This window comes from Rhizobium sp. NZLR1b, assembly GCF_019685155.1.
Lineage (GTDB): Bacteria > Pseudomonadota > Alphaproteobacteria > Rhizobiales > Rhizobiaceae > Rhizobium.
In genome coordinates this window covers 427,933-454,114 of record NZ_JABDWC010000002.1, presented here as the reverse complement: position 1 = coordinate 454,114, position 26,182 = coordinate 427,933, and the positions used below count along the sequence as shown (strand labels likewise).

Below are 26,182 nucleotides of genomic sequence, written 5' to 3'. Positions count from 1 at the left end.
GCCATGAACGATATGCGCACGAGGCAACAGACAGTCCGCGATCTCTACGCCGCCTATCTCGAAGACCGCAAGGATAAAGTCGACGCCATGCTGGCGGAAGATTTCACCTTCTCCAGTCCGCGTGACGACCATATCGACCGGGCCACGTATTTCGAGCGCTGCTGGCCGAAGGAGCCGTTCTTCCGTGCTATCCACATCGAGTTCCTGGCGGTCGACGGCGACGAGGCTGTTGTTCGCTACCGCGCCGAAAAACTCGACGGCGGCAGCTTCTGCAACATAGAAAGCCTTCGTTTCCGCGGCGACAAGATCGCCGCCGTGGAAGTCTATTTCGGCCGCAATCTCTGATCGCGGCTGGCGCGGTTTACAGGATCCGAATTGCCGACGTGACGATGATGACCATCGAGACCGCCACCATCAGCGGCCGCACCGGCAGCCGCTTGACGAGGACGGCGCCAAAGGGGGCGGCAATGACGCCGCCGATGATCAGGCCGATCGCCGAATTGAGCTCCGACCAGCCGAGCGTCAGGATGAAGGTCAGCGAAATCGTCAGCGTTACCGCGAATTCGGTGAAATTGGTCGAGCCGATCACCCGCTTCAGGTCATGGCCGCGCCCGATCAGCGTGCTGGTGACGACAGGTCCCCATCCGCCGCCGCCGATCGCATCGAGCACGCCGCCGCAAAACCCGACGGGCGGCACGGCCCAGTCGCGCACCTCGCGTTTTGCCGGTGGCCGAAAGGCCTTGTAGAGAATTAGCAAGCCGATCGCGATCAGGTAGGCCGACACGAACGGTGCGATCACCCTGCCGTCGATATTGGCCAGCAGATAGGCGCCGATCGCGCCGCCGATCATGCCGGCCGGTGCCAGCCGCCCCACCAGGCGCCAGTCGACATTGCGATGATAGGCATGCGAAATGCCCGACGCGGCCGTGGTGAACATCTCAGCCACATGCGTCATCGCGCTGGCATTGGCCGCCGGCACCCCGAAGGCAAGAAGACTCGTCGTCGACAGCACGCCGAAGGCCATGCCGAGTGCTCCGTCGACGATCTGCGCGCAGAAGCCCACCACGATGAAGAAGAAGATATCCGATGTCATGCGGTCCCCTCAGACGAACGGTAGCATCAGAATCCGCGATGCGGAAAAAATCTTAATTCAAGCGGAAAGTCCGCGCTGTTTCAGCCGAACGATTTTGAAGAAGCCGTTCGGAAAGACCGGCAGGATTTCGACGGCGGAAAAATCGCCACGCCGCTCGGCCCAGGCGAGGATACGGTGGATGCGGAAGGCGGAGGACCAGCCGATGTGACGCACCAGCGGCGCCACCGCCGCCTCGATCGCGCCCTGCAGACCGGCGCCGTCTCCAAGCTTGCTGGCCAGGATGATTTCGCCGCCCGGCCGCAGCACCCTGGCGCATTCGTCGAGCGCCCGCTCGGGCTCGGGGATCAGGGTGATGACGAAGGGCAGGCAAACCGCATCGAAAGACCTGTCGGCAAAGCTCAGCGCATGCGCATCCATCACGTCAAGCGCCTGGACGTGCTGCAGATCCTCGCGTTTCGCCTTTTCGCGCGCCCGGGCGAGCATGTGTTCGGAAATGTCGATGCCGGTCACCCGGCAGCGGCTGGCATAGTGCCCGAGCGTCAGGCCGGTGCCGACGCCGACCTCCAGAACATCGCTGCCGGCTGCGGCGGCAAGCGCCGCCAGCTTGCGGTGGCCATCACGGAGAATGCCGCGACAGACGCGGTCATAGACCGGTGCCCAGCGCTGATAGATTTTCTGTTGATCTTCCGCGCTGCTGCGAAGCTCCGACATGCCGCACCTCCCTGAAGCCCAGGCCTCAACTCCTAAGGGTAGGTTCCGGTTCCGCTCGGATTGTGACCGAAGGCACAAAATCGCCTGGCAGGCCGACCCGCGGCTGCCTATTTTGCCGGCATGAGCCCAAGCTCTTTGGCGTCCAGCTCGCTGCCGATCTCGACGGTTTTCTTTTGTTTGTCGTAGACGCAGATCTGGGCGATCAGCCCCTTGGCGCCCTTCGGTTTCCCCGTCAGCAGGGCAAGCCCGTAATGGGAAGTGCCGAAGGGATCGACGGCGGCATTCGGATTGTCGATGGCGACAGCCGCCGTCTTGCACTTGGCCTCCACGTCAGCCGCCATCTGTTTCCAGGCCTCATCCGAGGATGCGTGCGCCGCAGCTGAGAGCAAGGGAAACGTGGCCATCGCCAGCAGCGGGATTATATTCCTGTTCATATCGGGTCTCCATTGAGGTCAATCGCGGGGAAGCGGTTTTCGGTGCGGATATCCCAAGCAATTTGCAGGCGCGATTCCATCGCGGCAACTGAGGCAAATTTTCCTCCGACGGATCGTTTTTTGATATTTCGCCGGTTGCCTCTCCCCCTTTCCCCTCCTATGTTCCGCCTCACCTGCCGATGACGCAATCTATTGCAAGGAGATCTGATATGGCTTTCGAATTGCCTGAACTTCCCTATGATTACGAAGCGCTTGCTCCCTTCATGTCGAAGGAAACGCTGGAGTTTCACCACGACAAGCACCATAAGGCCTATGTGGACAACGGCAACAAGCTTGCCGCCGAAGCCGGTCTTTCGGATCTCTCGCTCGAAGACGTGGTGAAGAAGTCGTTCGGCACCAATGCCGGCCTCTTCAACAACGCTGCCCAGCACTACAACCACATCCATTTCTGGAAGTGGATGAAGAAGGGCGGCGGCGGCAACAAGCTGCCGGGCAAGCTCGAAGCGGCCTTTACGTCCGATCTCGGCGGCTACGACAAGTTCAAGGCCGATTTCGCCACTGCCGGCGCCACCCAGTTCGGCTCCGGCTGGGCCTGGGTTTCCGTCAAGAACGGCAAGCTCGAAATCTCCAAGACCCCGAACGGCGAAAATCCGCTGGTTCACGGCGCCACCCCGATCCTCGGCGTCGACGTCTGGGAACACTCCTACTACATCGACTATCGCAACGCCCGCCCGAAATATCTCGAGGCCTTCGTCGATAGCCTGATCAACTGGGACTACGTCCTGGAACGCTACGAAGCAGCCACGAAGTAAGCGGCCCCGGACTCGCAGCCCACGGGCGGCGATGTCAGTCAGCCTCTTCGAACTTGGCACCCGGCGCCTCAAACGCCGGGTGTTTCGTTTTGAAAGACAAGCCGTCACATCCCTGTCATCGGCCGCTCCTAATCACGCCCCATGTCTTTTTCTGCTCTTCCCCTGTTCCGCTTCGGCATCATCGCCGACCCGCAATATGCGGCAATCCAGCCGCATGCGGCCATGGACCGCTATTACGCCAACAGCCTCGCCAAAGTTGCCGAGGCGATCGAGGTCTTCAACGGCGAGGAATTGAGCTTCGTCATGACGCTCGGCGATATCATCGACCGCAGCTTCGCACGCTTCGACGATATCCTGCCGGTCTACGGCAAGCTGAGGCATGAGGCGCTCTTCCTGCTCGGCAATCACGATTTCTCGGTCTCCTCCGGCCATCTCTCCGAAATCGCCGCCCGTCTCGGCATGCCATCGCCCTATTACAGCGTCTCGCGCCACGGCTGGCGTTTCATCGTGCTCGACGGCAACGAAGTCAGCACCTTCGCGCCGCCCGAAGGCCATCCGCATCGGGCGCTGGCCGCACGGATGCTGACCGTGCTGCAGGAGCAAGGCGCCAGAAATGCCCATCGCTGGAATGCTGCGCTGAGCGACGAGCAATTCACCTGGCTCGGCGATGAAATATCAAGCGCAGCCGCGGCCGGCGAGAAGGTGATCGTCATGAATCACTATCCCGTGCATCCTCCCGGTGAGCACGACATGTGGGATTGCGACCGCATCGTCGCGCTGCTCGCCTCGCACGACAATGTCGTCGCCTATCTCAACGGTCACAACCACGTCGGCAATTACGGCAAAGCCGGCGCCTGCCACTTCGTCAATTTCAAGGGCGTGGTCGACACCGAGACCGAAAACGCCTTCGCCATCGTCGAAGTCTACCCCGACCAGATTGAAATCCGCGGCTTCGGCCGCGAGGAGAGCCGGACGTTGGCTTTTTAGGCTGGGACGGCTGTACGGCTCTTTTGTGCTGCTCGGTTTATCCTGCGCAGGGATCGTCAGAGGTAAGCCGGGTGCGCCCTCGATGGAGCACCTAAGGCGCCAGTGCGAGTCTGGTGCAGCGCGCCCACACCCTCCGTCATCCTCGGCCTTGAGCCGAGGATCCATGCGCGCTGCTGATAGAGGCCAACGTGGATCCTCGGCTCAAGGCCGAGGACGACGGAGGAGGGATAAATGTCGGCAGTCCTTTGGCGGCGTCGAAGATGTGCCAGGCACGAAAGGCGCTTCACCAGGCTCATGACACTGACCCCTGCTCGTGGCTCAAACGCCGCCAAACGTGTTCGCACAAACGCCCGGCTATTACACAGGCACTGCCTTCTCCGTCCAGCCGCTGGTCCACAACTCCCGCAGTCGGTCGCCGTCGCCCTTGAAGAAATCCTCGCTTGCCGCGCAGTACTCCACCCGGTCGCTGCGGAAATTGCGAATCGCCTGGCGCAACTCGCACCAGGCGACGATATTGGCGGTCTGCGAATAATAGATCAGCGCGATCGGCCGGATCGTCCGTTCGCTGGCCCGACCAACCTCGTCGCGGTAGTCGAGCATCAGCTTGCGTTCGTCGCGGATCGCCCGGCGCACGATCGCAAGATCGAAGCCAGCCGGCTGGGCGATCGAGCCCCAGGCATAGAGCGCTTTGCTGTCCATTGCCTGGCGCAGCGGTGCCGGCACGGCGCCGGCGATCTTCTGGTTGACCCGGCGCGCGGCCTGCTTCAGCTCATCGTCGGCCGTCCGTTCGAGCAGCGCCAGCGACAACACGATCGCCTCCATCTCTTCGATCGAGAACATCAGCGGCGGCAGGTCGAAGCCCGGCCGCATGATATAGCCGATGCCGCGCCCGCCCTCGATCGGCACGCGCATCGCCTGAAGGGCGGCGATGTCGCGATAGATCGAACGCACGGTCACCTCAAGCGTCTCGGCGATAACAGCCGCCGTCATCGGTTTTCTGGCGAGCCTCAGGATCTGAATGATCTCGAAAAGCCGCGAGGCCTTGCGCATTTTGCCTCTCCCATCCCTTACGCTCCTGACAATACACTGTCAGTTGGGTTCCCGTATAGAGCCGCCTATCAGATTGAAATCAATCAGGGTCTCTGAAAACGGCCCGCAGAACTCAAGGCGGTAACTGACATGAACTACCACGAAAACCTCTGGCTTTTCTTCGTCCTTCTCTTCGGCATCATCATCGTGCCGGGCATGGACATGCTCTTCGTGCTCGCCAATTCGCTGACCGGCGGCGTCAGGCGGGGGCTCGCGGCGACCGGCGGCATCATGGCCGGCGGCGCCGTGCATTCGGCCTATGGTGCGGCCGGCGTCGGCGTGCTCGTCACCATGCTGCCGCAGCTTTTCAACGTGCTGCTTGTTGCCGGCGTCGCCTATATGATCTGGATCGGCATTTCCTTGATCCGCAGTTCGATCACCGTCGAGGCGGTCGGGCCGGGGACGGCACGCTCCGGCTGGCGCGCCTTCCGCCAGGGGGCCGTCACCTGTCTGGTCAATCCCAAAGCCTATATTTTCATGTTCGCCGTCTATCCGCAGTTCCTCAAGCCGGAATACGGCCCGGTCTGGATGCAGGGCCTGATCATGGGCGCCATGACCGTCGCCACCCAGTTCGCCATCTACGGCACGCTGGCGATGACGGCCGGCCGCAGCCGCGACCTGCTTGTCGCAAATCCCGACGTCACGGCCTTCGTCGGCCGCTTCGCCGGGCTGCTGCTGGTTGCGGTCTCCGCGCTCAGCCTCTGGCAGGGGTGGAAAAGCGCTTGAGACACCTGTACCTATCACATTGTTTTTATGATGATCCGGCAAAACGTGACTGCCCGAATGGCATGGATTTTGTCATCCTCCCGGTGCAGATTGGCCATGGCCACCTTGGCCCCGGAAAATGCAGAAGAGAAATGGAGAGGAATATGAATTGGAAAGCAGTAGCTGCCGCCGCGGCGATGGCCGGCATAGCCTTCGGTTCGGTGAGCGCCGCCGACGGCACCCATGATTCGCGCATTGCCCTGATGAAGCAGATCGGCGGGGCGGCAGGCGCCTTGGGAGCTATCGCCAAGGGCACCAAGCCCTACGACGCCGAAGCGGTGAAGGCGGCGCTGACGACGATTGCCGCAACGGCCAAGGTTTTCCCCGATCAGTTCAAGCCGGGCACGGAAACGGGCGACGAAGAAGCGAGCCCGAAGATTTGGGAAAACATGGATGATTTCAAGGCGCGCGCCGCGAAGCTCTCCGCCGATGCCGAAACCGCGCTCGCCCAGCTTCCGGCCGATGAAGCGGCTGTCGGCGCCACGGTCGACACGCTCGGCGCCAGTTGCGGCGGCTGTCACAAGGCCTATCGCCTCAAGAAGTGAGCGATAGGTCGTTTTGATCAAGAGCAATTCCAGCAAAAGTGTGCAGCGGTTTTGCGTCCGGAATTGCGTAAGCAGAAGATACCCGATCCTCGATCCGCGCTGGCTTTGCCGCCAGTGCGGGTCGTCTTATTCTCGGCGCGGGAAAAATTCGACAAAAAGGGGAGGCGGAGCATGATCCGCAGGTTCATCCGGTTGCTGCTCTGTCTGATCGGCGTCGCCATGCTCGGCGGTGGCGCCTTCTATCTGGTGACCGCGCCCGATCCTCTGCCGGAAAGCCATTGGGCGGGTCTCGGCGCCCCGGATCCGGCCAACGGCCAGATGGTTTTCTGGACCGGCGGCTGCGTCAGCTGTCATTCAGCCCCCGGTTCCGAAGGCGATGCCAGGCTGACGCTGTCAGGCGGGCTGGCGTTGAAGAGCCCGTTCGGCACATTCCACGTGCCGAATATCTCACCCGATGAAAAGGCCGGCATCGGCGGCTGGACGCTGGCCGAGTTCGGCAATGCGATGAAGCGGGGCGTCGGACCGGGCGGTCAGCATCTCTACCCTTCCTTTCCCTATGGCTCCTATGCCCGCATGAGCGACAAGGACGTCAACGATCTCTTCGCCTTCCTGAAAACCCTGCCGAAGAGCGCAAACGTCGCGGCCCCGCATGAGCTGCCGTTCCCGTTCAATATCCGGCTGGCGCTCGGCGGCTGGAAATTTCTCTATTTCAACGACCAGCCGCGCGTCGCCCTGGCAAAGAGCGACGACAAGATCAAGCGCGGCCAATATCTCGTCGAAGGTCCCGGCCATTGCGGCGAATGCCATACGCCGCGCGATGCGCTCGGCGGCTTCCAGGCAGATCAGTGGCTCGCCGGCGCCCCCAATCCGGAAGGCAAGGGCCGCATACCCGATATCACCCCGGCCTCCAAGAGCATCGGCGGCTGGAGCGAGGCCGATATCGCCAGCTACCTCGAAACCGGCTTCACGCCAGATTTCGACACAGCCGGCGGCTCGATGGTCGATGTGCAGCAGAACATTGCCCGTCTGCCGCCCGCCGACCGCGAGGCGATCGCCGCCTATCTGAAGGCCGTGCCGGGCCGTTAGAGCATGTCGCTGTTTAAGCGATCGACTGCATATAGCGCATGCCGGTCACCGGACGCGGGGTGAAATCCATCTGTTCGTAGAAGCGGTGCGCCAGCACGTTTCCGGTCGCGGCGCTGACGGAGAGGTAGCCGCAGCCGGCATTGCGCGCGGTCTCGCGGGCCCGGTCGACGAGCAGCTGGCCGGTGCCATGACCGCGATGGCCGTCGCGCACGAAGAGATGGTGCAGGTCCATGCCGCGCTTTCCCTCTTGCGCTCTGTAGAGCGGCACCAGAATGGCGTAGCCGATCAGCCCTCCGTCGGTTTCGGCAACGAGCGCCGTGATCCACGGCAGCGGGCCGAAGAGGTCGCGCTCCAACTGCTCCGGCGTCGTTCCCGCCGCATCGCCGTGATGGGCGGCAAGCAGGGCAATCATCGCGTTGAGTTCGGGCAGGTCGCGCGGCTTGGCGGCGCGGATCGTCACCACCGATGGGCGCATCAATGAAATTTCGCTGTCTTCGATTTCGGTCATGGTCTTCGCGTCCTTTGATAGTCTGCCGTCAGGACGCTGCCGATACAACAAAGCCGCCTGACGGCGGCTTGTTGACAATATGATCTTGTCCAGCCGCCCTTTACAGGTACAGCCAAAAATACGAGCGGCTCTGGTGCGCGTTTTTGATCATGGGTCATCAATCGTCGGAAACGCGGCGTTTGTCAATGGCGTCGGAGCCGGACGCTGAAACACGCCATCGGCCTTGATATCGGTCAAGCCCATCGATAGTATACCCCCCTATTCTATATGAGGACTCACCGTGTCCCACACCACTCTGAAGAAAAAGAAGCTCGTCGCCCGTGTCAGCCGCCTGAAGGGGCAGATGGAGGCGGTCGAGCGGGCGCTCGAGGCCGAGCGCCCCTGCGGCGAGATCCTGCAGCTGCTTGCCTCCGTCCGCGGCGCTCTGACCGGGCTGACCGGCGAGGTTTTGGACGATCACCTGCGCGAACATGTGCTGAATGCTGCCGACGACGCTGCAAGGGCGGAGGCGGTCGAGGAAATATCGGAAGTCTTGCGAACCTATATCCGCTGATTGCCGAGACGAAGGAGCCTGTAATGAGTGCCGGAATCGGGAAAGCTGCAATGAATACCTTTGAACACGACCATGTCTTCCTCGGCGCGGATCATCAGCGCAACGAGCGGCGCATCTGGCTGGTGATCGCGCTGACGGCGGTGATGATGGTGGCGGAAATCGCCGCCGGCACCGTCTACGGCTCCATGGCCCTGGTCGCCGATGGCTGGCACATGTCGACCCATGCCAGCGCTCTGCTGATTTCGGCGCTCGCCTATCTCTTCGCCCGCCGGCAGGCGCGCAATCCGCGTTTCACCTTCGGCACCGGCAAGCTCGGCGACCTCGCCGGCTTCGCCAGCGCCATCATCCTTGCGCTGATCGCCCTGCTGATGGCCTGGGAAAGCCTGTTGCGCCTCTCAAATCCCGTGCCGATCGGCTTTGCCCAGGCGATTGCCGTCGCCGTGATCGGCCTTGCCGTCAATCTCGTCAGCGCCTGGCTGCTTTCCGGCGGCGGCCATGCCGCGCATGGCAATCATGCGCACGCGCATCACCATCACGGCGACCACGCCCATCATGGTCATGGTCATGGTGATCACGGTCCCGGCCAGGCAGAACCGGGCGACAACAATATCCGCGCCGCCTATCTGCATGTCATCGCCGATGCCTTGACCTCCGTGCTCGCCATCGCGGCGCTGACGCTCGGCAGCCTCTACGGCTGGCTCTGGCTCGACCCCATCATGGGCATCGTCGGCGGGCTGGTCATCGCCAATTGGTCCTGGAGCCTGATGAAATCCTCGGGCGGCGTCCTTCTCGACGTCGTCCCGCACGGCGAGACTTTGCCGGCGGAGATTCGCGAGGCGATCGAGACGGAGGAAGACCGGATCACCGATCTGCATGTCTGGCAGGTCGGCCCCGGCCACCATGCGGCGATCGTCGCGGTCGTCACCTCTGAGCCGCGCGAGCCGGCCTTTTACAAGGGCAGGCTTTCGGCGCTGACGGAATTGTCGCATGTGACGGTCGAGGTCACCCGCGCCGCGTGATCGGCGTGCGGCCGACAAAGTCGCTCGGCGAACAACAAGGTTGCTCGGCGGACGACATTGTCGCCGCGGGGACGAGATGCCGCCGCAATCGCCCCTTAGCTTTGTGTTCCTCACCGCCGGAGGAATCATGGATCTCAGTCTTACCCGCCGTATGCTGATAGGCTCGGCATTGTGCCTGCCTGCACTAACGCTTCCCGTCAGAGCCCAAGAGAAGAGCGAGGAAGACAACGACAACATCGAGCGGCGCCTTGCCGCGTTGGAAAAACGCACCGGCGGCCGTCTCGGCGTCTCGGTGCTCGACACTGAGACGAGCATTTCCTTCAACTATCGCGGCAGCGAAGCCTTTCCGATGTGCAGCACCTTCAAGGCGCTGGCAGCCGGCTTCGTGCTCGCCCGTGCCGACAAGGGCGAGGAAAGCCTCGACCGCCGGGTGACCTATGGAAAGGACAAGCTGGTCGACTATTCGCCGCTCAGCGAAAAACACGCCGGCACCGATGGCATGACGGTCGCCGAACTCTGCGAGGCGGCGGTGACCGTCAGCGACAACACGGCCGGCAACCTGCTGCTCGAAAGTTTTGGCGGTCCGGCGGGTTTGACCGACTGGCTGCGTTCGATCGGCGACGGCACGACGCGTCTCGACCGCACCGAACCGACGCTGAACGAGGGCAGGAAGGACGATCCGCGCGACACGACGACACCGGATGCGATGCTCGACACGCTCGGCAACCTGACGCTCGGCTCGATCCTCACCGAAGCCTCCTCAGACAGGTTGATCGCCTGGCTGGTGGCCAGCACCACCGGCGGCGAGCGGCTGAGAGCCGGCCTGCCTAAGGAGTGGAAAGTCGGCGACAAGACCGGTACCGGCCCGAACGGCTCCCTCGGCGATATCGCCGTCATCTGGCCGCCCGACCGCGGCCCGATCGTCGCGGCCGTCTATATCGCCGAGGCGACCGCGCCGGTGAAGGAGCTCAATCCCGTCTTTGCCGAAGTCGGCCGGATGATCGCCGAGATGGTTTGAGCGGGAAAATGCGAAGGGCATAATCGGCAGCTGTCTGGTTCGCGGGTCTTTCTTCTGCAAGGAGAGGGCACCCTCTCCATCACGGCAGCGTATAGGCGATCACATAGTCGCCGGGCTTGGTGCCGACCGACCCGTGACCGCCGGCGACCATGACGACATATTGTTTGTTGTCATCGGCCGTATAGGTCATCGGCGTCGCCTGGCCGCCGGCGGGAAGCCGGGCCTGCCACAGCTCCCGGCCGTTGGTCACGTCGTAGGCGCGCAGGTAATTGTCGACCGCAGCCCCGAGGAAGGCGACGCCGCCCTTGGTCAGCATCGGTCCGCCGATGCCCGGCACGCCGACCTTGAAGGGCAGGGGTAGCGGCGTCATGTCGTGCACGGTGCCGTTCTTGTGCATGTAGGCGATCTTGCCGGTGCGCAGATCGACGCCGGCGACATAGCCCCATGGCGGCGCCTGGCAGGGGATTTTGAGCAGCCCGAGGAACGGACCCATGAAGACGCCGTAGGGCGCGCCGTCATTGCGGTTGAGCCCCTGTTCGCTGCCCTTCTCGTCCTGGCCGCGCGGCGGAATGTCGGCGGCCGGCACCAGGCGCGAGGTGAAGGCGAGATAGGTCGGCATGCCGAACATGATCTGCCGCTCCGGATCGACCGCGACCGAGCCCCAGTTGAAGGTGCCGAAATTGCCGGGATAGACGATCGTGCCCTTCAGCGACGGCGGAGTATAGCGGCCCTCGTAGCGGTAACGATGGAAGTCGATGCGGCAGGCGAGTTGGTCAAACAGCGACACGCCCCACATATCCTTCTCCTTGAGCGGGTCGGGCGAGAAGGTTAGATCGGAGATCGGCTGCGTCGGCGAGGTGTGGTCGCCGGAGACCGCACCATCAGGCGCTGGAATCTCCTTGACCGGGATGATCGGCTCGCCGCTGCGCCGGTCGAGCACATAGAGATCGCCTTGCTTGGTCGGGCCGACCAGGGCCGGAACGACGCTGCCGTCCGGTTTCGTCAGGTCGATCAGCGCCGGCTGGGCCGGCACGTCCATGTCCCAGAGATCGTGATGCACTGTCTGGCGCACCCAGCGCAATTGGCCGGTGGCGATGTCGAGGGCGACGATCGAGGAGGAGAATTTCTCGACATTGTCGCTGCGGTTGATGCCGATCTGGTCGGGCACCTGGTTGCCGAGCGGGATGTAGACCAAGCCGAGGCCCTCGTCGACGCTGAAGACCGACCAGCTGTTCGGCGAATTGGTCGTATAGGTCTGGCTATCGGTGATCGGCATCGTCACGTCGGGATTGCCGGAATCCCAGTTCCAGAGCAGCGCGCCGGTATTGATGTCGAAGGCGCGGATGACGCCGGATTGTTCCTCAGTCGAATAGTTGTCGTTCACCGCGCCGCCGACGATGATCTTGCCTGCCACGGCTACCGGCGGCGAGGTGGAATAATAATAGCCGGCCGGGTTGTAGCGCATGCCGGTTTCCAGATGCAGCACGCCCTGATCCGCAAAGCTGGTGCACACCTTGCCGTCCGCCGCGTCGAGCGCGATCAGCCGGGCATCGGAGGTCGGCAGGTAGACGCGCTCGGCGCAGGGCTGGCCGGCGGCCACATTGGGATCGGCATAATAGGTGACACCGCGGCAGGTCTGATGCTGCCGGTTGGGGTTCATCCCGGAATTGGCGTCGTATTTCCATTTCTCCTTGCCGGTTTTGGCGTCGAGCGCGATCGCCCAGTTGTGCGGCGTGCAGAGATAGAGCGTGTCCTTCACCTTGAGCGGGGTCACCTGATAGGTCGTCTCGCCGACATCGTCCGGGCGTTTGACGTCGCCGGTCTGGTATCGCCACGTCTCCTTGAGGGTGGAGACGTTCTCGGCGGTGATCTGGTCGAGCGGCGAATAACGCTGGCCGAAGGGCGTGCGCCCATATTGATGCCATTCGCCGTCGGGGACGCTGCCGCCGAAGGCGGGGTTGGCGGCGACCTGATCCTTCGGCAGTTCGCCGGCAAGATCGTGCGGGTCTGTCGTCATCGAATAGAGCGCGACGAGGATGGCGAGAATGACAGGCACGGCGAGCGGCCAGGGATTGGCGCCGTAGGTGATGCCCGTCGGGCTGCGAAAGCCGAGCGGCCGGCGGATCCACGGCGTCAGCAGCCAGAGCCCGAGCAGGATGATCATGCCGCCGCGCGGGCCGAGCTGCCACCAGTCGAAGCCGACCTCCCAGATCGCCCAGGCGAGTGCTGCGACGACGAGCACCGCATAGACCCAGAGCGCCACCGCCTTGCGCATCAACAGCAGCCCGGCGGTGATGAGGAACATCAACCCGGCGAACAGATAAAATATGCTGCCGCCGAGCGTGACGAGCCAGAGCCCGCCGCCGCTAAGCGTAAGCCCGATGATGATGAAGAACACGGAGGTGATGACGATCGCCATAAGGGCTGTCTCCCGCTGAGGTTAGCCGGGGTGAAGGATCGGCGGAAAAGTCCCGCCGATCAGGCAGATAGCGCGAAGGAAATGCCTTTCAACGGCCATATTTGCCGCAGGCTGCGGCGGCCATTGGACATGCACGGACCAGGCTCGATACAGCCTGGCATAGCGCTTTTAGGCTCAGCAACCGTTGTGCCAGCCGGATGAAGCCGATCGCTGTGAGGCGGCCACTGGAAGGCAAGACCGCAGTTACGTCCCGCAGAAGGTCGCGAGCACCCGTTCGTCCGGCTTCGGCGGTTCCATATAAGCGGCAAAGCCCGGCTGGTCTTCATAGGGTTTCGAAAGCACGGTCAGCAGCGCCTCGAACAGCGAGAAATCGCCGTTCTCGACCGCGGCCTCGATCGCCTGTTCGACCCGGTGATTGCGCGGAATGAAGACCGGATTGACGCTGCGCATGGCCAGAGTGCGCTGAGGCGCCGTCTGCGGATCGCGCGACAGTCTCTCGCGCCACTGCGTGAGCCAGGTGCCGCAGGCCTCCGGTTCGCGAAAACTCGCGGCAAAGGCAGGTTCCACAGCGCCGTCGCCGGCAAGATCCGACAGCCGCCGGAAAGCCAGGGTGAAATCGGCGCCCTGCGCCTGCATCAATGACAGCAGCGCCTGCACCAGGTCGAGATCTCCGTCCTCTTCGCCGGCAAGACCGATTTTCTCTCGCATGCCGGCCAGCCACGCAGCCTGGAACCGTTCGCCATAGGCTCGGATCACCGCATTCGCTTTGTCGACCGCGCCGTCGGGCTCTTCGTCGATCAGCGGCAGCAGCGTTTCGCCGAGCCTTGCGAGGTTCCATTGGCCGATGCCGGGCTGGTTGGCATAGGCATAGCGGCCATGCTGGTCGATCGATGAGAAGACGGTGGCCGGATCATAGGTATCCATAAAGGCGCAGGGGCCGAAATCGATCGTCTCGCCGGAAACGGTCATATTGTCGGTGTTCATCACCCCATGGATGAAACCGACATGCAGCCAACGGGCAATCAGCGCCGCCTGCCGCTCCGAGACCGCCGAAAACAGTGAAAGATATGGATTGTCAGCCGTTTTCAGGGTGGGGTAATGCCGGTCGATCACATAGTCGGCCAGCGCTCGCACGCCGTCGGCATCGCCCCTGGCCGCGAAGTACTGGAAGGTGCCGACGCGGATATGGCTTGCCGCGACCCGGGTGAAGACCGCGCCCGCCAGCACCTCTTCCCGGTAGACCGGCTCGCCTGTGGTCACCGCCGCCAACGCCCGCGTGGCCGGAATGCCGAGCGCAAACATCGCTTCGCTGATGATATATTCGCGCAGCACCGGCCCGATTGCCGCCCGCCCATCGCCGCGGCGCGAAAAAGGCGTGGGTCCGGCGCCCTTCAGCTGGATATCGAAGCGCCTGCCGCTGCGGTCGATCACCTCGCCGAGCAGGATCGCCCGCCCGTCGCCGAGCTGCGGCGAGAAGCCGCCGAACTGATGGCCCGCATAGGCCATCGCCAGCGGTTCGGCACCTTCGGGAACCAGATTTCCGGAAAAGATCGCCGCGCCGTCGCGCCGCAACGCCTCGACGTCGAGCCCGAGCTCGGCAGCCAGCGGCTCGTTGAGCTTGATCAGCGAGGGCTCCGCCACCGAAGTCGGCGTCTGCGCCGCAAAGAAGCGCTCGGGCAAGCCGGCATAGCTGTTGTCGAACGGAAAGGCCGCGGCGGCCCGGTTTTTCTGCAGGGTGGAGGTCATGCTTCATAGGTAGGGCCGGGGTGCGCTTGGCGCAAGCCGGTTTGGTTGAAGACCCCAAAGCCCTTCACGAAGAACAGGCCGATGCAAGGAATCGTGATCTGCCTTTACCTCTCGTCAAAGCTGGTTTGCCATAAACGACATAGCGCCGCCATGATCGCGAGCGTATAGCAAATCGTCTCCCCTTGGCTTTGCGCCATGTCATCCCCGCGGCCCTGCTGCCTGCTGTGCTCCGCCGCGCCACCGCGAGTGATTCCGGACGATGTCGGATCAGATTTACCAGGCGCCGATGGTTCGGCGCGCCGCGCCCAATTTCCGGGTGATCGCGATGATTGTCGCGAGTGCGATGCTGATGGAAAATATCGACGCGACTGTGCTTGCGACCGCGCTGCCCACCATGGCGCGCGATTTCAGCGTCAGCGCGCCGGCCATGTCGATCGCCCTGACCTCCTATCTCCTCAGCCTGGCGATCTTCATTCCCGCGAGCGGCCGGATGGCCGACCGTTTTGGCTCTCGCACCGTCTTCCGCGCGGCCATATCCGTCTTCGTGATCGGCTCGATCTTTTGTGCGCTGGCGCCGACGCTGTCGTTCCTGGTGCTGGCGCGGCTGCTTCAGGGCATAGGCGGTGCGATGATGATGCCGGTCGGCCGCCTCGTGCTGATGCGCAGCGTCGACCGCAAGGATATGGTCAGCGCCATGTCCTGGCTGCTGGTGCCGGCGTTGATCGGGCCGATCGTCGGCCCGCCGCTCGGCGGCTTCTTCGTCACCTATCTCGACTGGCGCTGGATCTTCTACATCAACGTGCCGATCGGCATCATCGGCATGATCTTCGTGTCGATCTACATCGACGAGGTGAAGGGCAAGGCGAGCGGCCCGTTCGATACGCTCGGCTTCGTCCTTTCCGGCATCTCGCTCGGTTCGTTGCTCTTCGGCTTCGAAATGTCGAGCCACGAAGGCGAGGGCGCCTTCTCGATCTTCCTGATCGCTATCGGCCTGCTCTTCGGCATCGCCTATCTCCGGCACGCCCGCAAGCATCCGTCGCCGATCATGGATTTCTCGCTGATGAAGGTAGCGAGCTTCGGCACGTCGGTGATCGCCGGGTCGCTGACGCGCATCACCCAGGGCGCCCAGCCCTTCCTGCTGCCGCTGCTCTTCCAGATCGGCTTCGGCCTGTCCGCCGCTGCGGCCGGCCAGATCGTCATCGCCACAGCACTTGGCGCTCTCGCCATGAAACCGATGGCGAAGTTCGTCTTCCGCCGGCTGGGGTTCCGCCGAAGCCTGGTCCTCAACGGCATCTTCGGCACGGTCGGCTATGGCCTCTGCGCCGCCTTCCGGCCGGATTGGCCGATGCCGCTGATCTTCCTCGTCCTGATCCTCAGCGCCTTCTTCCTGTCGTTCCAGTTCACCGCCTACAACACCATTGCCTATGACGAGATCGACAAGGAGCGGATGAGCTCGGCCACGAGTTTCTACACCACCTTCCAGCAGCTCATGCTGTCGCTCGGCATCTGCATCGGGGCCTTAGCGCTGCACGGTTCCATGGCCTTTAGCGGGGCTGAAACGCCTGCGCTTGGTGATTTCTCGGCCGCCTTTATCGTCGTCACGATCATCTCGATCACCGCCACCTTCTGGAACCTGCGCTTCTCGCCGACCGCCGGCGAGGAGATCAGCGGCTACAAGGTGAAACGGACGAAAACTGATGCGACATGCATAAAAACAAAGGCTTGAAGCCCCTCGCTTGAATCAAATTCTGCGCCGGACTTCAGCCCTCCATCGCTGCCGCCATGTCCGCGAGCTTGCGCACGGTGTTGAGGTTGCGCGACGTTCCTGGCTTCAGCGCCGGCAGCTTCAGCTTCGAGCGGCCGGACCCATTGGGGTAATGCACATAGATTTCGCGGGCCGCGAGCTTTGCCTCCTCGCCATCAGGCGCCACCATTTTATCAAGCGCATCGGCAGGCGGTTTTTCGGGCAGGAAATAGACGAGCAGGAAGTTCGGTTTGGCCTTGGGAAAAGGTGCGTTGGCGGCAATGGCGTCGAGCTCGTTGCGGCTTCGCACCATCACCCCCGGCCGCTTGCCCATCTTCTGCCCGAGCGCTGCGTCGAGCTTTTCCTCTACGGTCGTTTCGGATTCGTCCGAGCGGAAGAGTACATTGCCGCTTTGGATGTAGGTTTTCACGTCGGCAAAGCCGAGGCCTTCGCAGATAGCCTTGAGCTCAGCCATCGGGAGCGACCCGGTGCCCCCGACGTTTACGGCGCGGAGGAGGGCGACGTAGACTGCCATTTCTTTCTCCCTCGACTGTCGTGCCGTTCCAGCCCCCTCTGCCATGGGGGAGATGCCCGGCAGGGCAGAGGGGGGCGACCACGGCGCTCCCTAAAGATTTCACATCTTCCCCGCCACCTTGATGGCAAACGCATACTCGAACGCAATCTCTTCCAGCCGCTGAAACCGCCCCGACGCGCCGCCGTGGCCGGCGTCCATGTTGGTCTTGAGCAGGATCGGCGCCTCGCCGGTCGTTTCCTCACGCAGCTTCGCCACCCACTTGGCGGGTTCCCAATAGGTGACGCGCGGGTCGGTCAGGCCGCCGAGCGCCAGGATCGGCGGGTAGGCTTTGGCGCCGACATTGTCGTAGGGCGAGTATGAGGCGATCTGCTCGTATTCTTCCCGACTGTCGATCGGGTTGCCCCATTCCGGCCATTCCGGCGGGGTGAGCGGCAAAGTATCGTCGAGCATCGTGTTGAGCACGTCGACGAAGGGAACGGCGGCGATGATGCCGGCAAACTTCTCCGGCGCCATGTTGGCAACCGCCCCCATCAGCATGCCGCCGGCCGATCCGCCCTCGGCGATGATCTTCGCGTAAGAGGTGAACTTCTGTTGATTCAGATAGTCGGCGGCAGCGACGAAGTCCTTGAAGGTATTCGTCTTCTTGTCCATCTTGCCGTCTTCGTACCAGGAAAACCCCTTGTCCTTGCCGCCGCGGATATGGGCGATGGCATAGACGAAGCCGCGATCGGCGAGCGACAGGCAGTTGGTGTTGAAACCGGCCGGAATGGTGATGCCGTAGGCGCCGTAGCCATAGAGCAGGCAGGGCGCGCTGCCGTCGAGCGCGGTGTCTTTGCGATAGAGCAGGGTGACCGGCACTGTCTCGCCGTCCCATGCCGGGGCGAAGACGCGGCGGGTGATGTAATCGTCGGGATTGTGACCCGACGGCACCTCCTGCGTCTTCAGGAGCGTGCGCTCGCGGGTCACCATGTTGTAATCATAAAGCTGCGACGGCGTCGTCATCGACGAATAGGAGAAACGAACGACATCCGTGTCGTATTCCGCCGCGCCCGAGAGCCCGAGCGAATAGGCTTCCTCGGCAAAGGCGATCGCATGTTCCTCGCCGGTCCTGCGGTCGCGGATCATGATCTGCGGCAGTCCGTCCTTGCGCTCCAGCCACAGAAGATGGCGGGCATAGGCCATGTGGCTGATAATCAGCGTGCCGGGCTTGTGGGCGACCACTTCGCGCCAGTTTTCCTTGACCGGATTGTCGGCCGGCGCTTGCATGATCTTGAAGTCCTTGGCGCCGCCATCATTCGTCAGGATGTAAAAGACGTCGCCGCCCTCGGTCAGCGAATACTCGATGCCTTCCTCGCGCGCCGCCACCAGCTTCGGCTCGGCGGTGAGATCCTTGGTCGACAGCAGCCGGTATTCGCTGGTCTCGTGGTCGTGAATATCGATATAGATGAAGTCGTCGAGCAGCGAGCCGCCGACGCCCATGAAAAAGCCGGCATCGGCTTCCTCATAGACCAGCTGGTCTGCCGATTGCGGCTGGCCGACAATATGGTGGAACACCTTCGAAGGCCGGTGGTTCTCGTCGAGCGCCGAATAGAAGAAGCTCTTGCCGTCGGGCGCCCAGACGCCGCCGCCGCCGGTATTCTCGATCCGGTCTTCGAGGTCTTGTCCGGTCGCGAGGTCGCGCACCTTCAGCGTAAAGAATTCCGAACCCTTATCGTCATAGCCCCAGATGCCGCGGCTATGGTCGCTCGAATGGTCGAGACCGCCGAGACGGAAATAGGCCTTGCCTGATGCCTCCTTGTCGCCGTCGAGCAGCACGGTGCGGATCGTCTCGTCGGCGACGTTGCCGTCGCGGGCGATGCGGAAAAAGCGCGGCTGTTCGCCGCCTGTGACATAAAACGTGCCGTAGGCATAGGCGCCGTCCTTCATCGGCACCGAACTGTCGTCTTCCTTGATGCGGCCGCGCATTTCGGAAAACAGCACCTTCTGCAGCGGCTTGGTGTCTTCCATCGCCGCATTCATATAGGCGTTTTCAGCTTCGAGATGCCGGCGGATCTCGGGATCGAGGATCGAGGGATCCTTGAACATCGCCTGCCAGTTGTCGGCGCGCAGCCAGGCATAGTCGTCCGTGCGGGTGATGCCGTGGCGCGTATCGGAAACGGGCTTTTTCGGTGCGGCAGGCGGTGTCGGCAGGCTTTTGAAAACGGACAAGGAATGGCTCCGGTGGGAATGTCGGGTTGGCAAGAGATAGAGGCGCACTGGTCCCGGATCAAGCGTCAAAGGTGCGCCAAGGGTGCGGGTGGCCTTCCACAAGCAAGGAGGCGGCTCCGCCCGCCTTGCCTTGATGTCACCACAATATTTAAGAATGTCCGCTCTCACAGAGCGAAAATTGCACGCGCCAAGCCTCCGGCAAGCTGCCTGCGGCAGGGTGAAAAATGGACAACAGCAAGGGATTTCTCCGCAATGCCGAAACGTCTGCTCCTGTTTGTATCCCTCGTCAGCCTTGCTGCCCCTGCCTTTGCCGTCGATCCCGCCATCAAGAAGCAACTTGAAAAACTCGATCCCTCGACCCGTCTGGAACAGAGCTGCGACACCGAGGCGATGAGCCGCATCAACCAGGAAAGCGCCGGCTTCAAGCCCGACAAGGTGATCGCCTATACCTTCAAGGACCCGATCCCCGGCGATAATTCGCTGCAGGCCCCGGGCGCGGTCTTCCGCAGCAAGGGCGATTGGTATCATCTCTCCTACAATTGCATCACCGGCCCGCAGCATATCAACGTGCGCGAACTCGACTACCAGATCGGCGACAAGGTGCCGCGCGAGAAGTGGGACAAGTATTATCTCTACGATTGATGCCCTTGGCTTTGTTCGGGCGGCAGCGGTGACATCCGGCCACATGGCGCCATGCAAAAGCATCCGCTAAAATCTGTCGAAACCGACTTGTAGAAGCCTCTGATATGAACCGCATCCTGCTCGCTTCGGCGTTCCTTCTGACCACCATCGCTCCCGTACTGGCGGACGAGCTACCGTCAGCGCTGCCAGCCTCGGCCGCTGTGAGCGCGGCCCCGAGAGCGCCGGTGGCAAAGCTCGTCGAGCCGCATCTGCATATCGCCCGCTCCAACCTTGCTGGCCATGCCCGCATTGCGCTGACCTTCGATGCCTGCATGGGGCAGGCAGATGAGCGCATCCTGTCGACGCTGGTGCGCGAACGCATCCCGGTGACGATCTTCGTCACCGCCCGCTGGCTGAAGCATAACCCTGCCGCGGTTGCCGTGTTCCTGCAGAACCCCGATCTCTTCGAACTCGAAAATCACGGAGAGAACCATATTCCGGCCGTCGACACGCCGACGCTGATCTATGGCATCGCCTCGGCGGGCTCGCCGCAGGCGGTAAGGCAGGAGGTCGAAGGCGGCGCTGCCGCCATGGTCGCGGCCGGGATTCCGGCGCCGCGCTGGTTCCGCGGCTCGACCGCCAAATATGACCTTTCCGCCATCGGCGAAATCCGCGCCATGGGATATCGCATCGCCGGTTATTCGGTAAACGGCGACGGCGGCTCGCTGCTTGGGGCTGCGATTACCGAAAAGCGCATCGCCTCGGCCAAGGATGGCGATGTCGTCATCTCCCACGTCAACCAGCCAACCCATGCCGCGGGCGAGGGCGTGGCCAAGGCGCTGGTCGACCTGAAAGCCAAGGGCGTGCAATTCGTCCGTCTCGAGGACGTCGAGGATATGGGCGACGACAAAACGACGGAGTAGTTTTGTAGGGCGTGCCGTGTGAGCCCCCTCTGCCCTGCCGGGCATCTCCCCACAGGTGGGGAGATCACAAGTGGCCAAACCTTCGCGCTCGTTTACCGCTCCGGCGGGCTGCAACGCCAGTTGTTTGGGGAAGCCGTTGCGTCCAGCCAATCTCCGCACCTGTGGGGGAGATGCCCGGCAGGGCAGAGGGGGGGCTGGCACGGCACAACAGTCAATCCGAAGCCTTTACCGCAGTTCACTCCCAGCCCCCAACCTATCCTCTCCAAACCGCCGCAGCCCCGGCCCATCCCTGTCGAGCGCGAAATCCTCGAACCAGTCGCGATGCATGCCTGCCAGCATCGCCCCGATCATCTGGGCTGCGAGGTAGGAAAAGGTGATGCCGTTGCCGCCGTAGCCGTAGGCGGCGAGCACATGCGGCATCTCAGGCACCGGGCCGATCAGCGGCAGGCCGTCGGCCGTCTCGCCGAAGGTTCCGCACCAGGCGTGTTCCACCCGCGTATCTGCCTTCGGCCAGAGCCGCCTTACTTTCTCCTGGATTGCGATGGTCTTGGCCGGCAGCTTGCGGTCGCGGGCTTCGGGATCGGTCGTGCAGTCATCCTCGCCACCGGCGACGATGCGGTTATCCTCGGTCGTGCGCAGGTAGAGATAGGGGTGGCTATCCTCCCAGATCAGCGCCCTGTCGCGCCAGAAATTTGCCGGGTCCTGAGGCACGGTGGCGAGCGCCCAGCTCGAGCTGGTGCGGTGCAGCTTCGGCATGTCGATGCCCGGCATCGAATAGCCGGTCGCAAGCACGGCGCGCCGCGCCTCGATGATATGGCCTCCGTCCGTCTCTGCCGTGACGTGATCGCCTTCGCTGTGAAGTGCTGTGACGGAGGCGCTCACAAGTCGCGCGCCGCGCCGGACGGACATTTCGATCAACGCCCAGGTCAGAAGCAGCGGGTCGCACTCCGCCGAACCCGGTGAATAGATCGCCCCATCCCGGTCGAACTCAAATTGCGTGAAGAGATCGGGATGTTCGAGATAGACGCCGGGCAGGCCGGCCCGGCGGCGAAGCTGGCGCTCATCGAGGAGATTGCGTGCCCCTTCGCGACCCTCGGCGAGATAGAGCGTGTTGCGCGGCCGGAAGCCGCAGGCAATCCCGTTTGCGGCGATCAGCTTGGAAAGGCCGGCGACCGCAGCACCGCTGCGGCGATAGATGCCGGCCGCGCGTTCGAAGCCGTAATAGTCCTCAAGCTCGATGAGCGTGCTGTCGATTTCCCATTGCAGCATCGCCGTGCTCGCCACGGTGCTGCCGAAACCGGGCTTCTCCCGGTCGATGATAACAACGGAAAAACCGCGCGCCGTCAGGTGTTCGCCGACCAAAGCGCCAGTGATGCCGCCGCCGATCACGGCGACGTCGGTGGAAAAGCTTTGCTCCATCGGCCGCCACTCCGGCCGTACGCCGCTTTTTCCCCAGAGAGAACGGCCGCTGACCATCTGGTCGTGATCGGATTCGTCGAGATCGAGATCAGAGGCCACGCATGTCTCCCCGGTTGATCATTTCGGCAGTTGCGGCTGCGGCTTTTCCTCGATCAGCAATTCCTCGATGATCGTGATGACGATCAGCGACAGCGGCAGCGCCAGCATAGCGCCGACGGCGCCCCACATCCATGTCCAGAACAGAATGGCGAGAAAGACGACGAAGGGGTTGATTTCCAGCCGCCGTCCCATCACCGCCGGGAAGATCAGGTTTTCCATGAGAAGATGCACGGTAAAGAAGGCCGCGGCCGGTATCAGGCCAATGACGAGGTCATCATGGGAGAGAATGCCGGCGACCGCGACGGCAAGCGTCATCAGCGTGATGCCGAGGTAGGGAATGAAGCTCGACAGGAAGGCGAAGAAGCCCCAGAGCACCGGCGCCGCCAGCCCGCCCGTATAAGCGATGACAGTCATGACGACGCCGAGCCCGATATAGATCAGCGAGGCTGTGGCGAAGTAGAAGCCAAGCACCTGCTCGACGGCATTGATGACGCGGATTGCCGCCAGGCGTTGCGTGCGGGTGCGGAAGGTCATGATGATCGTCTTGCGCAGGTTGACCCGGCTGGCCAGGAAGAGCAGCAGCGCCGCAAAGAAGATCATCCCCTGCACGACAGCCGGCGTCAGGCTGGTCGTCACCACATGCAGCACGTTGCCGGTGTTTTCGAGCAGCGCACCGATCGACATCGGCCCGCTTTCGAATGTCGCCGGCGTGATATGCAGCCATTGGATGCGCTCGAGATAAGGCATGACGCGGTCCATGGTCCGCTCGGCAAAGGCCGGCCCCTCATTGGCAAACGTCATCAGCGGGCCGGCGAGCGAGTTGATCACCAGGAAGATCACCAGCGCCACGCCGCTTGACAGCATGAAGGCGTTGGCCAGTCGCGGCACGCCCATCCTGCTGAGTTTTTCCGCCGCCATGCCGAGGATCATCCCGACGACGACGGCAAGTGTGATCGGAATGAGGATCAGCGACATCATGTAGACGGCGGCAAGGCCGAGAATGCCGAAGATGCCCATGATCGCCCAGGCCATGCTGATATCGAGACCGTCCTTTTCCAGCCGGTGCAGCGGTGGCGGCGGCAGCTCTTCGGCTGCCTCCTTCAGCGTCTGCGCCCAGGCGCTGGTGCGGCGTTCGCCGATCGCGATCTTCTTTGCCTGTTTGCGGATGCCGTTGGCGATGCCCATGCGGTGAGGTCCCCGAAGCCTCATTGCTTCGTCACGAAAACGCGCCGATGCGGTTCCGGTTCCGTGGGGGCCTCCAGGGCGCTTGCCGCGTGTCTTCGCGCATGGAGCATTCCATGCGTGAACGTCTCCAGTCGCTAAAGCGCGTTGCATCAAATTTGATGCATGCGACGCGCTTTAGTCCTTTGTTTGTATGCATGTCGCCCGGAAACACCGGGCACTTCTGGGCAACATGCATCAAGGCTGATCTGTCACGGCAAGGAAATTACGCCAAAAGCGTCAGGCCGATGCCCCACGGGTCCCTGAGGAACACGCCGCCATCGCGCTTCTCGCTCTTGATCTCCAGCGCGTCGAGCTTGGAGATCGCCGCATCCAGCGTCGCCTTGTCGTTGAACCGGACCTTGTAGTCCGAAAGTCCGGTCATATTGTCGGCGCGTGCGACAGCACCCCTGCTGTTCCAGATATTGGCGGCGATATGATGATGGTAGCCGCCGGTTGCAAAGAAACTCGCGCCGGGTCGGCTCGCCATCAGCTTGAGGCCGAGGACGTCGCGGTAAAAGGCGTCGGCCTGAGGGATGTCGCCGACCTGCAGATGCAGGTGGCCGATCGCCGTTCCCACAGCCATGCCGCTCCAGTGCTCATCGGCCGCGCTGTCATAGAGCGCCTGCAGGTCGAGCCGCAGCGTTGCCATGTCGACCATGCCATCCTGATCGAATTTCCATTGTTCGTGAGGCCGGTCGGCATAGATTTCGATCCCGTTGCCTTCGGGGTCGGACAGATAGATTGCCTCGCTGACGAGGTGGTCCGAGGCGCCGTCGAGCACGACGTTATTGTTGGCGGCATGGCGTAGCCAGCGTGCGAGTTCCGCCCGATCCGGCATCAGGAAGGCGGTGTGGAAAAGGCCGGCGGCATTGCGCGGCGCGATTGCGGCGTCCTTGGCAGTCGTCAGCGTCAAAAGCGGCAGATCCCCGACACCCAGCACTTGCCCGCTCGCCGTCTTCTCGATGACCTTCAGCCCGAGCATCGATTGATAGAAGCCGGAAACGACAGCGAGGTCGGTCACCACGAGATGCGACTGGTCGATATAGGCTGGCCGCGTCAGCGCATAGGAAGTTTCGGTCGTCATGGATTGTTCTCCTGCTCCTGATCTGGCCTGTAGAATGGACGGCGCGCCGGCGGTGGCGGCGAATGTGCCGCGCATGGCAAGGCCGAGAAAGCTTCGTCGATTCATCCGCCTCTGCATCCTCTGGGCTGCCGTACCTGATCCCTATATGGCGGATTCCGATTGTTCACAGAAGATCCGTTTTTGAAGATGAAGCGTTGAGCAGGTGTTGACGATGACGTCCACTTGATCGCGGTCAAAGCGTCCATATCTTCTTTAGAGGAAGCTTATGCATCTCAGTCATGGAGGGAAGCCATGTACAGGAAGATCATCGTGGCGATCGCGCTCGGCGGCATCGAAAAGGGAGGCACGATCCTCCGCAAGGCCGCGTCCCTGCTCGACGACGGCGGCGAGATCGTAGCGCTCAACGTCATCGAGGATGTGCCGACCTATGTCGCGATCGAACTGCCGGCCAATATGGTCGAGGACGCCATGCAGGACAGCCGCGACACGCTAAAAGCGCTGATCGCCGCAACCGGAATTGCGGCAACCGTCGAGATCCGCAACGGCCCACCTGCCAAAGCGATCATTTCGACCGCCGAAAGCCACGGAGCCGACCTCATTATCGTCGCCTCGCATGTTCCGGACTTTTCCAATTACTTCATCGGCGCCACCGCCGACCGGGTCGTGCGCCACGCCAAATGCTCGGTGCTGGTCGACCGGCAGAAGGTTTGATGCGTAGCTGCTTCGCCGTCAATCAGCCTGTCACGAAGATTTACCGCCCGTGCGCTTTGCCGCAGTTGCGCACCCGTCGGTTCGATGCGACGATTGCAGTCGGGGTCTGAAACGGATTGGCGGGCATGGCCGAGTTCAACGGCATTCGCTGGGCTTACGACAGATATGAACTAATCGCCGATGGTATCGTCCATGGCGTCGGTCTCGTGCTGGCGCTGATCGGGGCCACCGTGCTGATCTTCTACGCCACGCTCTGGAGCTCCTACGGCGCGCTCGCTGCCGCCTGGATCTATGGCGTCGGGCTGGTGTTGACGCTGGCCATTTCCTTTTCCTACAACGCCTGGCCGGTCTCGCGCACCAAATGGTACCTGCGCCGCTTCGATCATTCGGCGATCTTCCTGTTGATCGCCGCCACCTACACGCCCTTTCTCGAACGCGGCGCCGACGACCCGCTGCTCTTGTTCATGCTGGTTGCGATCTGGCTGTTCGCCGCCGCCGGCATTATCCTGAAATGCGTCTTTCCCGACCGTTACGACCGTGTTGCCATCCTGCTTTATCTCGCCATGGGCTGGAGCGGCGTGCTGGTGGCCGGGCCTGTCGCTTCGCGCATTCCCTCCACCTCGATGCTGCTGATCGTCATCGGCGGGGTCATCTATTCGCTTGGCGTCATTTTCCATGTCTGGGAGAAGCTGCGCTTTCAGAATGCCATCTGGCACGGTTTCGTCGTCACCGCCGCGGCGGTGCATTATTCGGCCGTCTTCACCTGTTTTAGCCTGCCGGGGCCGGGCCTCTAATCACGGCCGTGCCCAAAGTCGCCGGTATTTCGCAT

Annotated in this window: 26 protein-coding genes; 14 read left to right on the top strand and 12 right to left on the bottom strand. The window is 62.7% G+C overall.

Annotated features, from left to right (window positions below; translation table 11 throughout):
• Positions 1–3 precede the first annotated feature (3 nt).
• Positions 4–345 carry a nuclear transport factor 2 family protein gene (locus HJB84_RS04470; RefSeq protein WP_207583476.1) on the top strand — a complete coding sequence of 114 codons (342 nt, stop codon included), beginning with the start codon at positions 4–6 and terminating at the stop codon, positions 343–345.
• A 16-nt stretch (positions 346–361) separates the two neighbouring features.
• Here HJB84_RS04470 and HJB84_RS04465 read toward each other — a convergent pair whose 3' ends face one another.
• The 3 genes from HJB84_RS04465 to HJB84_RS04455 form a co-directional block, all read right to left on the bottom strand.
• Entirely contained in the window at positions 362–1,093 is a 732-nt protein-coding gene (locus tag HJB84_RS04465) for a sulfite exporter TauE/SafE family protein (protein ID WP_207583477.1), read from the bottom strand.
• 57 nt (positions 1,094–1,150) lie between these two features.
• Complete coding sequence (locus tag HJB84_RS04460) at positions 1,151–1,804, bottom strand: class I SAM-dependent methyltransferase (protein ID WP_207583478.1); 654 nt, start codon at positions 1,802–1,804, stop codon at positions 1,151–1,153.
• A 107-nt stretch (positions 1,805–1,911) separates the two neighbouring features.
• Complete coding sequence (locus HJB84_RS04455) at positions 1,912–2,238, bottom strand: hypothetical protein (RefSeq protein WP_207583479.1); 327 nt, start codon at positions 2,236–2,238, stop codon at positions 1,912–1,914.
• Between the two features lie 209 nt (positions 2,239–2,447).
• Here HJB84_RS04455 and HJB84_RS04450 point away from each other — a divergent pair, with 209 nt between their 5' ends.
• Entirely contained in the window at positions 2,448–3,050 is a 603-nt protein-coding gene (locus HJB84_RS04450; RefSeq protein WP_003546549.1) for a superoxide dismutase, read from the top strand.
• A gap of 141 nt (positions 3,051–3,191) precedes the next feature.
• Positions 3,192–4,037 (top strand): metallophosphoesterase, encoded by an 846-nt coding sequence (locus HJB84_RS04445; protein ID WP_221115350.1) that lies wholly within the window; start codon positions 3,192–3,194, stop codon positions 4,035–4,037.
• A gap of 357 nt (positions 4,038–4,394) precedes the next feature.
• Here the strand turns inward: HJB84_RS04445 and HJB84_RS04440 are convergent, their stop codons facing one another.
• Positions 4,395–5,087: a YafY family protein gene (locus HJB84_RS04440; RefSeq protein ID WP_221115349.1), complete on the bottom strand. Its 693-nt coding sequence runs from the start codon at positions 5,085–5,087 to the stop codon at positions 4,395–4,397.
• Positions 5,088–5,216: 129 nt separating this feature from the next.
• Between HJB84_RS04440 and HJB84_RS04435 the strand changes: the two genes are divergently transcribed.
• The 3 genes from HJB84_RS04435 to HJB84_RS04425 all read left to right on the top strand — a co-directional run bounded on the left by HJB84_RS04435 (position 5,217) and on the right by HJB84_RS04425 (position 7,522).
• Positions 5,217–5,852, top strand: a complete 636-nt coding sequence (locus HJB84_RS04435) for a LysE family translocator (protein ID WP_221115348.1) — start codon at positions 5,217–5,219, stop codon at positions 5,850–5,852.
• A 143-nt stretch (positions 5,853–5,995) separates the two neighbouring features.
• Positions 5,996–6,436 (top strand): cytochrome c, encoded by a 441-nt coding sequence (locus HJB84_RS04430; RefSeq protein WP_207583483.1) that lies wholly within the window; start codon positions 5,996–5,998, stop codon positions 6,434–6,436.
• 171 nt (positions 6,437–6,607) lie between these two features.
• The gene (locus tag HJB84_RS04425; protein WP_221115347.1) at positions 6,608–7,522 is read left to right on the top strand and encodes a cytochrome c; all 915 of its coding nucleotides are present in this window, start codon (positions 6,608–6,610) and stop codon (positions 7,520–7,522) included.
• A gap of 13 nt (positions 7,523–7,535) precedes the next feature.
• Here HJB84_RS04425 and HJB84_RS04420 read toward each other — a convergent pair whose 3' ends face one another.
• Positions 7,536–8,030: a GNAT family N-acetyltransferase gene (locus HJB84_RS04420; RefSeq protein ID WP_207583485.1), complete on the bottom strand. Its 495-nt coding sequence runs from the start codon at positions 8,028–8,030 to the stop codon at positions 7,536–7,538.
• Positions 8,031–8,310: 280 nt separating this feature from the next.
• Between HJB84_RS04420 and dmeR the strand changes: the two genes are divergently transcribed.
• The 3 genes from dmeR to bla all read left to right on the top strand — a co-directional run bounded on the left by dmeR (position 8,311) and on the right by bla (position 10,620).
• Complete coding sequence (gene dmeR, locus HJB84_RS04415; protein ID WP_221115346.1) at positions 8,311–8,583, top strand: Ni(II)/Co(II)-sensing transcriptional repressor DmeR; 273 nt, start codon at positions 8,311–8,313, stop codon at positions 8,581–8,583.
• A gap of 23 nt (positions 8,584–8,606) precedes the next feature.
• Entirely contained in the window at positions 8,607–9,602 is a 996-nt protein-coding gene (gene dmeF / locus HJB84_RS04410) for a CDF family Co(II)/Ni(II) efflux transporter DmeF (RefSeq protein ID WP_221115345.1), read from the top strand.
• 127 nt (positions 9,603–9,729) lie between these two features.
• Entirely contained in the window at positions 9,730–10,620 is an 891-nt protein-coding gene (bla, locus tag HJB84_RS04405) for a class A beta-lactamase (protein ID WP_221115344.1), read from the top strand.
• A gap of 79 nt (positions 10,621–10,699) precedes the next feature.
• Here bla and HJB84_RS04400 read toward each other — a convergent pair whose 3' ends face one another.
• Together HJB84_RS04400 and HJB84_RS04395 are read right to left on the bottom strand one after the other, a co-directional pair.
• On the bottom strand, positions 10,700–13,039 hold the full coding sequence (locus HJB84_RS04400; protein WP_221115343.1) for a glucose/quinate/shikimate family membrane-bound PQQ-dependent dehydrogenase: 2,340 nt from the start codon (positions 13,037–13,039) through the stop codon (positions 10,700–10,702).
• Between the two features lie 243 nt (positions 13,040–13,282).
• A complete protein-coding gene (locus tag HJB84_RS04395) occupies positions 13,283–14,785 on the bottom strand; it encodes a YdiU family protein (protein ID WP_207583490.1) in 1,503 nt (500 codons plus the stop codon).
• Between the two features lie 259 nt (positions 14,786–15,044).
• On the opposite strand from HJB84_RS04395, the gene HJB84_RS04390 reads away from it, so the two are divergent.
• Positions 15,045–16,511 carry a DHA2 family efflux MFS transporter permease subunit gene (locus HJB84_RS04390; RefSeq protein WP_207583491.1) on the top strand — a complete coding sequence of 489 codons (1,467 nt, stop codon included), beginning with the start codon at positions 15,045–15,047 and terminating at the stop codon, positions 16,509–16,511.
• A gap of 34 nt (positions 16,512–16,545) precedes the next feature.
• Here the strand turns inward: HJB84_RS04390 and HJB84_RS04385 are convergent, their stop codons facing one another.
• Together HJB84_RS04385 and HJB84_RS04380 are read right to left on the bottom strand one after the other, a co-directional pair.
• Positions 16,546–17,064, bottom strand: coding sequence for a DUF1697 domain-containing protein (locus tag HJB84_RS04385; protein WP_221115342.1), 519 nt, complete (start codon positions 17,062–17,064; stop codon positions 16,546–16,548).
• Between the two features lie 99 nt (positions 17,065–17,163).
• A complete protein-coding gene (locus HJB84_RS04380) occupies positions 17,164–19,272 on the bottom strand; it encodes a S9 family peptidase (RefSeq protein ID WP_221115341.1) in 2,109 nt (702 codons plus the stop codon).
• Between the two features lie 252 nt (positions 19,273–19,524).
• Here HJB84_RS04380 and HJB84_RS04375 point away from each other — a divergent pair, with 252 nt between their 5' ends.
• Together HJB84_RS04375 and HJB84_RS04370 are read left to right on the top strand one after the other, a co-directional pair.
• Complete coding sequence (locus tag HJB84_RS04375) at positions 19,525–19,914, top strand: DUF930 domain-containing protein (RefSeq protein ID WP_007626817.1); 390 nt, start codon at positions 19,525–19,527, stop codon at positions 19,912–19,914.
• A gap of 104 nt (positions 19,915–20,018) precedes the next feature.
• A complete protein-coding gene (locus HJB84_RS04370) occupies positions 20,019–20,816 on the top strand; it encodes a polysaccharide deacetylase family protein (RefSeq protein ID WP_207583494.1) in 798 nt (265 codons plus the stop codon).
• A 225-nt stretch (positions 20,817–21,041) separates the two neighbouring features.
• On the opposite strand, the gene HJB84_RS04365 is transcribed toward HJB84_RS04370, so the two are convergent.
• From HJB84_RS04365 to HJB84_RS04355, 3 genes are all read right to left on the bottom strand, one after another.
• Complete coding sequence (locus HJB84_RS04365) at positions 21,042–22,334, bottom strand: FAD-binding oxidoreductase (protein WP_221115340.1); 1,293 nt, start codon at positions 22,332–22,334, stop codon at positions 21,042–21,044.
• Between the two features lie 18 nt (positions 22,335–22,352).
• Complete coding sequence (locus HJB84_RS04360) at positions 22,353–23,519, bottom strand: AI-2E family transporter (protein ID WP_221115339.1); 1,167 nt, start codon at positions 23,517–23,519, stop codon at positions 22,353–22,355.
• Positions 23,520–23,781: 262 nt separating this feature from the next.
• Complete coding sequence (locus HJB84_RS04355; protein ID WP_221115338.1) at positions 23,782–24,747, bottom strand: VOC family protein; 966 nt, start codon at positions 24,745–24,747, stop codon at positions 23,782–23,784.
• A gap of 186 nt (positions 24,748–24,933) precedes the next feature.
• On the opposite strand from HJB84_RS04355, the gene HJB84_RS04350 reads away from it, so the two are divergent.
• The gene (locus HJB84_RS04350; protein ID WP_207583498.1) at positions 24,934–25,353 is read left to right on the top strand and encodes a universal stress protein; all 420 of its coding nucleotides are present in this window, start codon (positions 24,934–24,936) and stop codon (positions 25,351–25,353) included.
• Positions 25,354–25,478: 125 nt separating this feature from the next.
• Entirely contained in the window at positions 25,479–26,147 is a 669-nt protein-coding gene (locus HJB84_RS04345; RefSeq protein ID WP_221115337.1) for a hemolysin III family protein, read from the top strand.
• Positions 26,148–26,182: the final 35 nt, after the last annotated feature.

Excerpts from the sequence above, each read along its gene's own strand:
- HJB84_RS04470 (WP_207583476.1), top strand. The coding sequence starts at position 4 with ATGAACGATATGCGCACGAGGCAACAGACAGTCCGCGATCTCTACGCC.
- HJB84_RS04465 (WP_207583477.1), bottom strand. The coding sequence starts at position 1,093 with ATGACATCGGATATCTTCTTCTTCATCGTGGTGGGCTTCTGCGCGCAG.
- HJB84_RS04460 (WP_207583478.1), bottom strand. The coding sequence starts at position 1,804 with ATGTCGGAGCTTCGCAGCAGCGCGGAAGATCAACAGAAAATCTATCAG.
- HJB84_RS04455 (WP_207583479.1), bottom strand. The coding sequence starts at position 2,238 with ATGAACAGGAATATAATCCCGCTGCTGGCGATGGCCACGTTTCCCTTG.
- HJB84_RS04450 (WP_003546549.1), top strand. The coding sequence starts at position 2,448 with ATGGCTTTCGAATTGCCTGAACTTCCCTATGATTACGAAGCGCTTGCT.
- HJB84_RS04445 (WP_221115350.1), top strand. The coding sequence starts at position 3,192 with ATGTCTTTTTCTGCTCTTCCCCTGTTCCGCTTCGGCATCATCGCCGAC.
- HJB84_RS04440 (WP_221115349.1), bottom strand. The coding sequence starts at position 5,087 with ATGCGCAAGGCCTCGCGGCTTTTCGAGATCATTCAGATCCTGAGGCTC.
- HJB84_RS04435 (WP_221115348.1), top strand. The coding sequence starts at position 5,217 with ATGAACTACCACGAAAACCTCTGGCTTTTCTTCGTCCTTCTCTTCGGC.
- HJB84_RS04430 (WP_207583483.1), top strand. The coding sequence starts at position 5,996 with ATGAATTGGAAAGCAGTAGCTGCCGCCGCGGCGATGGCCGGCATAGCC.
- HJB84_RS04425 (WP_221115347.1), top strand. The coding sequence starts at position 6,608 with ATGATCCGCAGGTTCATCCGGTTGCTGCTCTGTCTGATCGGCGTCGCC.
- HJB84_RS04420 (WP_207583485.1), bottom strand. The coding sequence starts at position 8,030 with ATGACCGAAATCGAAGACAGCGAAATTTCATTGATGCGCCCATCGGTG.
- dmeF (WP_221115345.1), top strand. The coding sequence starts at position 8,607 with ATGAGTGCCGGAATCGGGAAAGCTGCAATGAATACCTTTGAACACGAC.
- bla (WP_221115344.1), top strand. The coding sequence starts at position 9,730 with ATGGATCTCAGTCTTACCCGCCGTATGCTGATAGGCTCGGCATTGTGC.
- HJB84_RS04400 (WP_221115343.1), bottom strand. The coding sequence starts at position 13,039 with ATGGCGATCGTCATCACCTCCGTGTTCTTCATCATCATCGGGCTTACG.
- HJB84_RS04395 (WP_207583490.1), bottom strand. The coding sequence starts at position 14,785 with ATGACCTCCACCCTGCAGAAAAACCGGGCCGCCGCGGCCTTTCCGTTC.
- HJB84_RS04390 (WP_207583491.1), top strand. The coding sequence starts at position 15,045 with ATGTCGGATCAGATTTACCAGGCGCCGATGGTTCGGCGCGCCGCGCCC.
- HJB84_RS04385 (WP_221115342.1), bottom strand. The coding sequence starts at position 17,064 with ATGGCAGTCTACGTCGCCCTCCTCCGCGCCGTAAACGTCGGGGGCACC.
- HJB84_RS04375 (WP_007626817.1), top strand. The coding sequence starts at position 19,525 with ATGCCGAAACGTCTGCTCCTGTTTGTATCCCTCGTCAGCCTTGCTGCC.
- HJB84_RS04370 (WP_207583494.1), top strand. The coding sequence starts at position 20,019 with ATGAACCGCATCCTGCTCGCTTCGGCGTTCCTTCTGACCACCATCGCT.
- HJB84_RS04360 (WP_221115339.1), bottom strand. The coding sequence starts at position 23,519 with ATGGGCATCGCCAACGGCATCCGCAAACAGGCAAAGAAGATCGCGATC.
- HJB84_RS04355 (WP_221115338.1), bottom strand. The coding sequence starts at position 24,747 with ATGAATCGACGAAGCTTTCTCGGCCTTGCCATGCGCGGCACATTCGCC.
- HJB84_RS04350 (WP_207583498.1), top strand. The coding sequence starts at position 24,934 with ATGTACAGGAAGATCATCGTGGCGATCGCGCTCGGCGGCATCGAAAAG.
- HJB84_RS04345 (WP_221115337.1), top strand. The coding sequence starts at position 25,479 with ATGGCCGAGTTCAACGGCATTCGCTGGGCTTACGACAGATATGAACTA.